The sequence below is a fragment of the Pseudomonas sp. AIG genome (genome assembly GCF_977020205.1).
In genome coordinates this window covers 112,363-124,182 of record NZ_CDROCK010000001.1, presented here as the reverse complement: position 1 = coordinate 124,182, position 11,820 = coordinate 112,363, and the positions used below count along the sequence as shown (strand labels likewise).

At 60.9% G+C, this 11,820-nt stretch carries 11 protein-coding genes; 10 read left to right on the top strand and 1 reads right to left on the bottom strand.

Annotation, left to right across the window (positions count from 1 at the left end; translation table 11 throughout):
- Nucleotides 1-29: 29 nt before the first annotated feature.
- Complete coding sequence (locus ACWR1S_RS00565; RefSeq protein ID WP_454562039.1) at nucleotides 30-398, bottom strand: DUF6124 family protein; 369 nt, start codon at nucleotides 396-398, stop codon at nucleotides 30-32.
- A gap of 646 nt (nucleotides 399-1,044) precedes the next feature.
- Here ACWR1S_RS00565 and ACWR1S_RS00560 point away from each other — a divergent pair.
- The 10 genes from ACWR1S_RS00560 to ACWR1S_RS00515 are packed head-to-tail and all read left to right on the top strand — an operon-like array spanning nucleotide 1,045 to nucleotide 11,758.
- Nucleotides 1,045-1,833 (top strand): hypothetical protein, encoded by a 789-nt coding sequence (locus ACWR1S_RS00560; protein WP_454562186.1) that lies wholly within the window; start codon nucleotides 1,045-1,047, stop codon nucleotides 1,831-1,833.
- A gap of 10 nt (nucleotides 1,834-1,843) precedes the next feature.
- Nucleotides 1,844-3,256 carry a DUF1254 domain-containing protein gene (locus ACWR1S_RS00555; RefSeq protein ID WP_454562038.1) on the top strand — a complete coding sequence of 471 codons (1,413 nt, stop codon included), beginning with the start codon at nucleotides 1,844-1,846 and terminating at the stop codon, nucleotides 3,254-3,256.
- A gap of 16 nt (nucleotides 3,257-3,272) precedes the next feature.
- A complete protein-coding gene (locus ACWR1S_RS00550; RefSeq protein ID WP_454562037.1) occupies nucleotides 3,273-4,223 on the top strand; it encodes a SphA family protein in 951 nt (316 codons plus the stop codon).
- A gap of 22 nt (nucleotides 4,224-4,245) precedes the next feature.
- A complete protein-coding gene (locus ACWR1S_RS00545) occupies nucleotides 4,246-5,226 on the top strand; it encodes an AAA family ATPase (protein WP_454562036.1) in 981 nt (326 codons plus the stop codon).
- On the top strand, nucleotides 5,223-6,158 hold the full coding sequence (locus ACWR1S_RS00540; RefSeq protein WP_454562035.1) for a DUF58 domain-containing protein: 936 nt from the start codon (nucleotides 5,223-5,225) through the stop codon (nucleotides 6,156-6,158). The genes ACWR1S_RS00545 and ACWR1S_RS00540 overlap by 4 nt, the downstream gene beginning before the upstream one ends.
- Nucleotides 6,155-6,757, top strand: coding sequence for a DUF4381 domain-containing protein (locus ACWR1S_RS00535; protein WP_454562034.1), 603 nt, complete (start codon nucleotides 6,155-6,157; stop codon nucleotides 6,755-6,757). Before ACWR1S_RS00540 ends, ACWR1S_RS00535 begins: the two co-directional genes overlap by 4 nt.
- On the top strand, nucleotides 6,744-7,736 hold the full coding sequence (locus tag ACWR1S_RS00530; RefSeq protein ID WP_454562033.1) for a vWA domain-containing protein: 993 nt from the start codon (nucleotides 6,744-6,746) through the stop codon (nucleotides 7,734-7,736). Before ACWR1S_RS00535 ends, ACWR1S_RS00530 begins: the two co-directional genes overlap by 14 nt.
- A 1-nt stretch (nucleotide 7,737) precedes the next feature.
- Complete coding sequence (locus ACWR1S_RS00525) at nucleotides 7,738-9,318, top strand: VWA domain-containing protein (RefSeq protein ID WP_454562032.1); 1,581 nt, start codon at nucleotides 7,738-7,740, stop codon at nucleotides 9,316-9,318.
- A complete protein-coding gene (locus tag ACWR1S_RS00520; protein WP_454562031.1) occupies nucleotides 9,315-10,739 on the top strand; it encodes a hypothetical protein in 1,425 nt (474 codons plus the stop codon). Before ACWR1S_RS00525 ends, ACWR1S_RS00520 begins: the two co-directional genes overlap by 4 nt.
- Complete coding sequence (locus ACWR1S_RS00515; RefSeq protein WP_454562030.1) at nucleotides 10,736-11,758, top strand: HAD family hydrolase; 1,023 nt, start codon at nucleotides 10,736-10,738, stop codon at nucleotides 11,756-11,758. The genes ACWR1S_RS00520 and ACWR1S_RS00515 overlap by 4 nt, the downstream gene beginning before the upstream one ends.
- Nucleotides 11,759-11,820 lie beyond the last annotated feature (62 nt).

Genomic DNA, 11,820 nt, shown 5'->3' with positions numbered 1-11,820 from the left:
AGAGCGTGGGAACGATCATTCAAGAGCAATCAGTTCTTGAGTTCGACGTGATCCAAGGCTTGATTCACCGCGAGTTCTCCCAGCATGACGACCTGTGCGATACCCAGTGCAGTCTTGCGCTGCGAGGTTTCCAGCGAGGCGGCGAAGTTGATGAGCATCTCGCTGGCCGAACCGAGGGTTTCGCTGGCGTTGGCGAGCAGAGATTCAGTGTTGTACCTGGGATTGGCGAGGTACATGGGTTCCGGCTCGTTGGCGCTGGACATGATGCAGGCGGCGGGATTGAGGTAGTAGTCGAGGGCGCGGTCGGCGGCTTCGTGGAGTTTTTTACTGTCGACCGAGGCGTAGGGGGATGTGGTGTCGGCGTCTGATTCTGGGGGATTGGGTGTTGGCTTTTTCATGGTGGAACTCCACTGGAAAGTTGGAGCTGCCCCATTCGGTTTCCGGACGAAGAGGTGGCAGCTGTACGCAGGTTGGAAACCCGGGCAGCGGCGACCCGGTCGACCCGAAGGTCTCCCGCGCACAGCCGCCATAACGGAGTGCACACATTCGAAGTGCGCAAGGATACGTTATGAAAGGCGTGTACGCGCCACTAATACCCGTCGGGGTTTCCAGTCCCGGTCGCTGATTTGGCAGCGACGAACACAGGCTAGAGACCCGACGTCCGACGGACAACCTGAAAACCTTGTGGGAACGTTCCGCAAATTCCAAACAACGGTTAAACATCCCGAATTGAAATACACATATGTAGGAGCCGCCGAAGACTCGGGCCGCGATCGGACGATCTTTTGATCTTGAAAAGCAAAGTCAAAAGATCGCAGCCTCGTTTCACTCGACAGCTCCTACACGGTGAGAAATGGAATATTCAGTACACAACAATCCGTGAACCCGTACACAAAACCAAAGAATTAATCCATTCGACTGGCTAACTGCCGATTAGCTGCTAGCGTCATTCAGACGCGTCCTACAGGCTTGATAAGAAAGGGATTACGCCGTAACGGCCGACAAGTGCCGAGTTGTCCATAGGCCACCAGGGAATCGGGGATGATGTTCAATCGAGTGGGGAAGACTCTATTTTTTGCGAGTTCGCTGGCGGCTGCGTGTTGCGCGCAAGCGGATAACACCGAGGATTCGAACAAGAGCAACAACCCGTTGAACGTCGCGCCCGGCGCGAATCTGCAGGACTACTACACCCCCAGACTCTACGACAGCAACGCGCACACCAATGACGTGTTGCTGCGTGGCACCCTGCCGATCGCACCGAACGATTTCATCGGCGTGCCGCAACTGATCCGCGCGACGCTGCCGATCAGTACCCGCCCCGATCCGCATAACGGTTACAGCACCGGCATTGGCGATCTGAACCTGTTCGACATCTTCATTGTGAAAACCGAAGGCGTGCAGTTGGGCGTGGGTCCGTTGATCACCGCACCGACCGCCGAACAGGACGAGCTCGGCACTGGTAAGTGGCAAGGGGGGCTGGCGGCAGTGGCCATCGACGCTTCGCCGCGCGGCTTGCTCGGCGCACTGGTGCAGTACCAGAGCTCGTTTGCCGGCGACAACGATCGCCCCCATGTCGAGAGCGCAACCTTGCAGCCCTTCATCATCCATAACCTGGAAAAAGGCTGGTATCTGCGCTCCACCGGCACCTGGACCTTCGACCTGAAAAACGACACTCACTACATCCCGATCGGCCTGGGTGTCGGCAAAGCCTGGAAGTCCGGCAGCAACATTCTCAACGCCTTCGTCGAGCCGCAGTGGACGGTCGAGCGCAAGGGCGACGGTCTGCCGCAATTCACCCTCTATGCCGGTCTCAACGTGACGTTTGGCAAGTAAGGAAATCGCTATGCATGCAGCCCTCAAAGCCGCCGGTTACAGTCTGATGACGATGTTTGTCAGCTGCGGCGTCGGCGCCCAGAATTTCACCGCCAGCCCCGAAGAGGCCCGAGGGATTGCCAAAGAGGCCTACCTCTACGGTTTCCCGGTGGTGGAGATGTACAAGGTGCTGTACTCACAGACCCTGAACAGCAAAGACCCGAATTACAAAAAGCCCTTCAACCAGATCGGCAACACCGCCGAGACTTTCACACCCAAAGACACGGCCGTCATCACGCCAAACGCCGACACGCCTTATTCGTTCATCTGGATGGACTTGCGCGCCGAACCGTTGGTGCTGACCTTGCCGCCGATTGAGGAGCATCGTTATTACTCGGTGCAACTGATCGATCTGTACACCCAGAACTTTGCCTATCTGGGCACCCGCAGCACCGGCAACAATGGCGGCCACTTCATGATTGCCGGCCCGGACTGGCAAGGTCAGCAACCGGTCAACATCGACCGCATGGTGCGCAGCGAAAGCAATATCGCCTACGCGCTTTACCGTACGCAGTTGTTCGACGACAAGGATCTGGGCAAGGTCAAAACGATTCAGCAAGGCTACAAAGTCGAACCGCTGAGCCATTACGTCAAACAGAAAGCCCCGGCACCCGCGCCAAAGGTCAGTTGGCCGAAACCAACGGCGAGCATGAGCGAGAGCCCGGAGCTGTTCCGTTACCTGAATTTCATGCTTGCCTTCGCCCCGCCGCAGGATGTTGAAAAGGATCTGTTGGCGCGCTTCGCCAAAATCGGCATTGGTGCCGGCCAGCCGTTTGACCTGAAAAATCTCAGCGCCGAGCAGCGTAAGGCCCTCGAGGACGGTATCCGCGACGGTCAGGCCGAGTTCGCCGAATTCAAGAAAAGCAAAGTCGATACGCACCAGGTCGAAAGCGGTGATTTCTTTGGCACCCGTGACCGCCTCAAAGGCAATTACCTGTACCGCTACGCCGGCGCCAATATGGGCATCTTCGGTAACAGTGCTGAAGAGGCCAGCTACTTCAGCTATTTCGTCGACAAGGACGGGCAGCCCGCCGATGCCTCGAAACGCGATTACACCGTGCATTTCGACAAAGGCGCCCTGCCCCCGGCCGACGCGTTCTGGTCACTGACGATGTATGACGCCAAGACCAAACTGCTGGTGAGTAATCCGCTCAATCGCTACCTGATCAACTCGCCGATGTTGCCGGGCATGAAGCTCGATGCCGATGGCGGGTTGACGCTGTATGTGCAGCACAACAATCCCGGCAAGGACAAACAGGCCAACTGGCTGCCAGCGCCCAACGGGCCGTTCTACGGGATCCTGCGTCTTTATCTGCCAAAACCGGAAGTGGCCAGCGGCGCATGGAAAATGCCTCCACTGACCCCAGTCAACTCAAAACAATAAGCGGAGTCATTGATTGATGATCAAGCCCAACGTAGTGCGCCCGTTGCTGGCGCTGTGCATGATCGGCAGTCCTCTGCTTTACGCAGCAGAGGGTGGCGTTGGCCGACCAATCACCGGCCAGCAGGTGTTTTCCAATGCCGGGATCGTCCCGCCCGAGCCGGGCTGGGTGGTCTCGGTGACCAGCATCTGGTACGACGGCTCGCTGAAAGGCAGCCGTGGTGCTCCGGTTTCCGGTGAAGTCAGCACCGGGCTCGACCTGAAGGTGTCCTACACCATGACCAACCTGACGCATGTGTGGGACACCGGCAAGGGGCCATGGAATTTCGCCTCTGCCATCGGCGTCCCGCTGCAGTACACCGACATCGACGCGGCCATCACCGGCCCTCGCGGACGGACCCTCGGCACCAGTGATTCCGGCACGCAGTTCGCCGACCCGCTGATCACGCCGATTGCCGCCGGTTATCACTTCGACGAACTCAACCACATCGCGTTTTCGCTGCCGATTTATGTGCCCACCGGGGCTTACAACAAAGACCGGCTGGCCAACCCCGGGCAGAACAATTACACGTTCATGCCGACCGTGGCCTTCACTCATCTCGACGGCAAGGGGGGCGAATTTACCCTCTCCAGCGGGCTGGAGTTCTATACCGAGAACCACGCCACGGATTATCGCAACGGCAACATTTTCACCCTCGATGCGCTGTGGACCCACGGATTGGGCAGCGGCTGGAGTGCCGGGCTGGCGGCCGGCTACATCCAGCAGATCACCGACGACAAAGGCGACACTGCCGATTTCCTGCACGGTTATCGCGGCCGTTCGGTGGGTGCCGGCCCGGTGATCGGCTGGGCCGGCAAATTCGCCGATGCGCAGGCCAATATCAGTGCGCGCTGGGTGCCGGAGTTCGACACCAAGAACCGCCCCGAAGGCAACGGCATCAGCGTCAACCTGACCCTGGCCTTTTTCTAGATCGGCTACAAAGGACTGTCCCATGACTGCGCTTACTGACCTCAACGCCCTGCAAGCCAGCATCGCCGAAGCGGTGCTCGGCCAGGATCAGGTGATCCGCCAGATCCTCCTCGGCCTGTTGGCCAACGGCCATTTGCTCTTGGAGAGTCTGCCGGGGCTGGCCAAGACCCGCACGGTCAAAGCGCTGGCCAAACACCTCGACGCGAAGATGAGCCGCATCCAGTTCACCCCGGATCTGCTGCCCTCGGACATCACCGGTGCCGAGGTGCTGCATCAGGTCGAAGGCAAAAACGAAATCCGTTTTCAGCCGGGGCCGCTGTTCGGCAATCTGATCCTCGCCGACGAGATCAACCGCGCACCGGCCAAGGTGCAAGCGGCGTTGCTTGAGGCCATGGAAGAACGCCAAATCACCGTGGCCGGCAACAGTCATGCCTTGCCTGATCTGTTCATCGTCGTGGCAACGCAAAACCCCATTGAACAGGAAGGTACGTACCCGCTGCCGGAAGCGCAGATGGACCGTTTCCTGATGAAGGTGCTGCTCGATTATCCGAGTGCCGAAAACGAAAGCCAGGTGCTGCGCCTGCTCCGCAATGAAGAGTTTGCCCAGGGTGCGAGCACCACGCCAGCCAAGGGTTTCAGCCTGCCGCAGGACGTGATCTTCGCCGCGCGCAAGGAAGTCAGCGCCGTGCACGTATCGCCGGCCATCGACCACTATCTGATCGACCTGATCAACGCCACTCGCCACCCCGCCGATTACGACGAAGATCTCGCGCGCTGGATTGCTATCGGCGCGAGCCCGCGCGGTGGCATCGGCCTTGACCGTTGCGCACGCGCCGATGCCTGGTTGCAAGGTCAGGACTTTGTTTCGCCGGACAACGTGCGCGCGGTGGTACATCCAGTGCTGCGCCATCGCCTGCAATTGAGCTACGACGCCGTCGCTGACGGCGTCAGTGCCGATCAGGTGCTCGATCGGATTCTCGACAAAGTGGCGATTCCGGCGTGAACGACGAAGGGCTGGTCTACGTCTCTCTCGCGCAATTGATGGCGCTGGAGTTCAAGGCCCGTGATCTGAGTTTTCTGGCGCGACAGCCTCGGGGCAGCATCCTTGCCGGCAACCATGCCTCGCGCCTGCGCGGACGCGGCCTGAATTTCGATGAATTGCGCCGCTACCAGCCGGGCGACGACTTGCGTCACCTCGACTGGCGCGCCTCACTACGCACCGGCAAACCGGTGGTGCGCACCTTCACCGAAGAGCGCGACCGCCCGGCGTTGATCGTCGTCGATCAGCGCATGTCGATGTTCTTCGGCTCGAAACGCAGCTTCAAATCCGCCCTCGCCGCCGAACTCGCGGCACTGGCGGCGTGGATGGTGTTCAACGCCGGCGACCGGGTTGGCGGGCTGGTGTTCAACGATCAGCGCATCGACAGCATTGCGCCGCTGCGCAGCCGTAAACGCGTCGAAGCCCTACTGAGTCGCATCGCCGAACAGAATCAGGCATTGAACGCTGCCAACCCCGATGCCGAAGACGAAGATCAACTGGACAAGGTTTTGCAGCGCTGCCTCGCCCTGGCCGGGCATGACCATTTGATCTGCATCGTAAGCGACTTTGCCGGGGCCGGCGAACGGACCCTGCAACTGATGCGGCAATTGTCGGCGCACAACGATGTGATTGCGCTGCAGGTCTACGACCCGCTGGCGATGAAGCTGCCGAGCAATGGTCGGCTGCTGGTTACCCAAGGCGAGTTGCAAGTGGAATTGGCGGTGGAAAAACGCAATGTGCACCAACCGCTGGGGGACTTTCTCAGCGGTCGGCTGCAGGACGTTGCGACCCTGCTGCGCCGCAGTCAGGTGCCGCTGATGATGTTCAGCACCGCCGAAGAGGCCCATGCGCAACTGCGTGCCGAGCTGGGTAAAAGTGCCGGGGCACGGCGGTGAACCCGAATGTTCCGAGCATTGAACAGTTGCAAGAGCTGGGCCTGCCGGCACCGGTCAGTTATGCGCCGCAGACGTGGGGATGGTGGGTGTTGCTCGCTGTTTTGGTTCTGGCCGCGTTGCTGATCGGCATTCGGCGTTATTGGCAATGGCGCAGGGACGCTTATCGGCGTGAAGGCCTGGCGCGTCTGGCGCAATTGCGGGGTCGCAGCGATGATCTCAATGCCTTGCGCGAATTGCCGGAACTGCTCAAACGCGTCGCCCTCTCAATGCCAACACACAAACCTTTCTTGTGGAATGCAACCCCTGTGGGAGCGAGCTTGCTCGCGAAGAGGCCGGCACATTCAACATCTGTGGTGTCTGACATACCGCTTTCGCGAGCAAGCTCGCTCCCACAGGGGGGTGCGGTGCTTGGGCGGGAGGATTGGCAAATGTTCCTGCAACGGCACTGTAAAAAACCGCTGCCAGCCGACTTCAGCGCACAACTCGCACAACTCGCCTACGCCCCCGACGACACCCTGCGCGCCCTCCCCGCGCAGCAACGCCTGGCCCTGTTCGACACCTGCCAATCGTGGATGGAGCGTCACCATGTGGCAGCTTGATTACCCCTGGCTGCTGCTCCTGCTGCCGCTGCCTTGGCTGGCTTACCGCTATCTGCCCGCCTACAACGAGGCCCGCAGCGCCGTGCGCGTGCCGTTTTTCGCAGCCATGAGCCGTGCGGTCGGTGAAGCCCCGGGCATCGTCGGCAACCGCCGCAATCATTGGCAACTGCTGCTGAACATTCTGGTCTGGGCCCTGATTCTGCTGGCCGCCGCACGCCCGGTATTCGTGGAAAAACCCATTGAACGGCAACAACCGGTACGCGACCTGATGCTCGCCATCGACCTTTCGCAGTCGATGGAGACCGAAGATTTCACCGACGCCAACGGCGAAAAAATCAATCGCCTCGCCGCGGTCAAACAAGTGGTGCAAGGCTTCATCGACAAGCGCAAAGACGACCGTCTCGGCCTGATTGTGTTCGGCAGCGGCGCCTATCCGCAGGCACCACTGACCCTCGATCACGCCAGTCTCTCGCTGTTGTTGGCTGACACCGGCATCGGCATGGCCGGCCCGAACACCGCGATCGGCGATGCCATCGGCCTGAGCCTGAAGCTGCTGGATCAGGCCCACGAGCAGGAAAAAGTGCTGATCCTGCTCACCGACGGCAACGACACCAGCAGTGCGATCACTCCCGATCACGCCGCCGAAATGGCCGCCAATAAAGGCGTGATCATTCACACCATCGGGATCGGTGATCCGCGCGCGTACGGTGAGGCCAAAGTCAATCTGTCGGCGCTGGAACAGATCGCCAAAACCACTGGCGGTCAGTTCTTCCGTGCTGAAGATCGCAACGCACTGGATCAGGTCTACGCCACCCTCGATCGCCTCACCCCGCACCAGGTGAAAACCCTCAGCCATCAACCACAACGCGAGTTGTTCTACTGGCCGCTGGGCGCGGCGGTTGGGCTGTTGGGGCTGTATCACCTCGGCGCGCTGCTGCGTGTGCGTCTGGCGGTTGCCCGTCAGCGGCAGGAGGCCTGAGATGGAGATCAACCTCAGCGACTTGCATTTCCTTCGCCCGCTGTGGCTGCTGCTGGCGCTGTTCGGCGCCGTGCTGCCGCTGCTCTGGCGGCGCGGTCGCGACCTGCAACGACGGCTGCGCGGCAATATCGCCGAGCACCTGTTGCCGCATTTACTCATCACCCCTCAAGACCATCAGCGCCTGCGCCCGGTGCACCTGCTGTGCGCACTGTTGATCCTCGGCGCCGTCGCCGCCGCCGGGCCGACCTGGGAACAGGATCGGCCGGACTTTCTTGAGAACCGTGCGCCGCTGATCGTCGCCGTGGATCTGTCGCCATCGATGGACGCCAGCGATGTGCAGCCGAGCCGACTGGAAGCGGCGAAACACAAACTGCACGACCTGATCCAGCGCCGCGCCGGCGCCCGCACCGCACTGATCGCCTACGCCGGCAGCGCGCATCTGGTGTTGCCGCCGACCGATGATCCGGCGTTGCTCGACACCTTCATTCAAGCCTTGGGCAGCGGATTGATCGACAAACCGGGCAAAGACGTCGGCGCGGTGATCGATCAGGCGAAACGCTTGCTCAACGCCGAAAAAACACCCGGCAGCCTGCTGCTGATCACTGACGGCGCTGACACCTCGCAACTCGACGCTCTGGACAAACGTCTGGGCGACACCCCGTTGCAAATACTGGTGTTGGCGGTTGGCAGTGAGGACGGCGGCATCATTCACGACGCCAACGGCCAGCCGCGCACCGATGTCAGCGGGCGCCCGGCGCTTGGCAGTTTCGATCAGGCGGCGCTCAAGCAACTGGCCTCGACGCTGGATGCGCCGCTCGGCAGCCTGACGCTCAATGACGACGATCTGGACTGGATCGAACTGCACGCCCAGCAGCATTTTCAGAGTGCCAGCGCCGAGCAGCGTGAATTGCACTGGAAAGACGCGGGTTATTGGTTGTGCTGGCCGCTGTTGCTGTTGGCGCTGATCAATGTGCGCAAGGGCTGGAGCGTCAACTGGATGCCCGTGCTGGCATTAGCGATTGGCCTCGGTTGGCCGGCGGCCCCGGCGCAGGCCAACGCGTTGACTGACGCCTTCTTCACTCGCGACCAACAAGGCCGCTGGGCCTTTGAACACGATCACTTGCCGCAAGCCGCTGCGCTGTTTGTCGACCCGTACTGGAAAGGTGTCGCGGCCTATCACGCGGCCGATTACGACCTGGCGCTGGCGACATTCGCCCGGCTCGACACGCCGCAGGCCTATTTCTATCTGGGCAATATCTACGTGCGCCGCTTCAAGTTCGATGAAGCCATCGCCGCGTATACCCAAGCCTTGAAGCTGCAGCCGCAGTTCCCCGAAGCGACGGCCAATCTGGCGCTGGCGCAAGCGTTGCTCAAGGACACCGAAAGTGCCGAGAAAAACGCCCCGCAGACCAAACCCGATGAGGTGAAATTCGACAAGGCGCCGGGCAAGGGCCAGAGCAAACAGGTCGAGACTGAGCAGGCTGCGTCCGATGCCTTGTGGCTGCAGAACCTGACCACCTCGCCAGCCAAGTTTCTCAAGCAGAAGTTCAGTTTGCAGGATCAGCAGGAGGCCAGGCCATGAATTCGCTAAACCCTCCTGCCGCCTTCGCGAGCAAGCTCGCTCCCACAGGGGACTTGTGTACACCGCAGCCCCCCTGTGGGAGCGAGCTTGCTCGCGAAGGGGCCCACCGGATCACCACAGTTCTGCTGATAGGTCTAGCCAGTGGCCTGTTCACACTCCAGGCCTTCGCCGCCGAACCCCAACTCAAAGTCCAGGCCCACCTGCAACCCGCCGAAGGCGCCATGGTCGGCGGCCTCGTCGAGCTGCAAATCGACGTCCTCACCGACACCTGGTTCACCAGCGCCGCCACCCTGCCCGAGCTGAAACTCGACGGCGCCCTGGTCATGCCGCCGGACGGTCAGGCCCAGCACCTCAATCAGACCATCGACGGCCAGGCCTTCAGCGGTTTGCGCTACAGCTATCTGATCACTCCGAACGTCGCCCGCACATTCGATATCCCGGCGCTGACCGTGCGCGCCACACCCGGCCAAGCCACGACAGAAATCACTGCGCAAAGCCAACCGGTGCAGTTCAGCGCCGCACAACCGCCCGGTTTCAAACCCGGGGAAACACCGTTAGTGGCTACCGGTTTGCGCTTCACTCAAACCATCATCAACTCAGCCACGCCGTTAAAGGTCGGCGACAGCCTCACCCGCCAACTGACCCTGCAAGCAGATGGCGCACTGGCGATGGCCCTGCCGATTCCGGCATTCAGTGATGTCCCGGGCCTGAGCCGCTATGCGAAAACCCCGCAAGTCACCTCGCTGGATGACGGTCGCGGTGACATCCTCGGCGGTCAGCGCATCGACCGCGTCACCTATCGCATCGACAAGGCCGGCTCGCACACGCTGCCAGCCATTGCAGTGAAATGGTGGGACACCAGCACTCGGCAATCACGTACCGCGCAAGTCCCGGCAGTCACGTTCGAAGCAGCCGCCGGCACGCCTTACAAAGCGGTCTTTTCGATCAGCGAAGACCTCAAGCAATTGGGCCAGAATCAGCTGCGTTTCTCCATGCGCGGGCTGTTGTGGCTGACGCTGATCGCCGCTGTCGTTGCCGCCGCTTATCTGCTGCGTCCTGCGTTGATCCGTGCCAGACAACAGTGGCAAGCACGCCGGCAAGCGCAGCAACGCGCGTGGCAGCAATCCCCGGACTTCGCCTGGCAACAAATCAATGCGCAACTGCAAGCCCGGCCGCCTCAATTGAGCGCGCTGTATCTGTGGCTGCGGCGCAGTCGACTGGGGTTGAAACTGGTCAATGCCGGCCCGCGTCTGCAAGCCTTGTTACGTGGGCTTTACGGTCGCCAGCCGAGCACCGGACAAACACTCGTTCAACTGCGCGAATCGTTGTCTACGCTTCACAGTCAGGCCGAACAGCAGCAAGCAAAACCGGCCTCGGCCCTGCGCCCGCTCAACCCCGTTCACGAGAAGGACTTCCCATGACGCCTGCGCTGCTGCACCGCCAACGTTTCGCACTGGCCCTGTTGTTGGGTCTCGCCCTGCCGCTGCTGGCCCAGGCCAACGAGCCGCTGCCGTCGTGGAATGAAAGCCCGGCGAAGAAGAGCATCATCGAATTCGTGCAGACGGTGACCGACCAGACCAGCAAGGACTTCGTCAAACCGGCCGACCGTATCGCCGTGTTCGACAACGACGGCACCTTGTGGAGTGAACAACCGGCCTACTTCGAATTGCTCTTCGCCTTCGACGAGGTCAAGCGCACCGCCGCGCAGCATCCGGAATGGAACACCACCCAGCCTTTCAAAGCGGTGCTGGAAAGCGATCACAAAGCCCTCGCTGCATCCGGGATGGACGGCTTGCTGAAGATTTTCGGCGCCACCCACACCGGCATGACCACCGAAGCTTTCGATGACTACGCCAGGACCTGGCTCAGTCAGGCGCGCCATCCGAAAACCGGCAAGCCGTACACCGAGATGATCTTCCAGCCAATGCTGGAAATGCTCGACTACCTGCGCAGCCAGGACTTCAAGACTTACATCGTCTCCGGCGGCGACACCGCGTTCATGCGCGCCTTCGCCGAGAAGGTCTACGGCATCCCGCCAGAACAAGTGATCGGCACCACCTTCATCACTTCATTTCAATACAAGGACGGCAAGGCCTCGATCGTGCGCACGCCGAAACTGGCGCATAACGACGATGGCCCCGGCAAACCGGAAAGCATCGACGCAGTGATCGGCAAACGGCCGATCCTCGCCTTCGGCAACTCCGACGGCGACCTGCAGATGCTGCAGTGGACAGCCGCAGGTCCGGGCAAACGGTTCATGGGGCTGGTGCACCACACCGACGCCAAACGCGAATGGGCCTATGACCGCCACTCCGATATCGGCCGGCTCGACAAGGCCCTCGACGAAGCAAATTCCCGCGGTTGGACCGTGGTCGACATGGCGTCCGAATGGCGCCGGATCTACCCGTTCGAATCGCCGGCAACCGGGCAGGTGCAATAAAAAAGCGTGCTGCAGGACTGCAATAAACGTTAGTCGCAATAAACGACCCCCGCGAAAAGGAG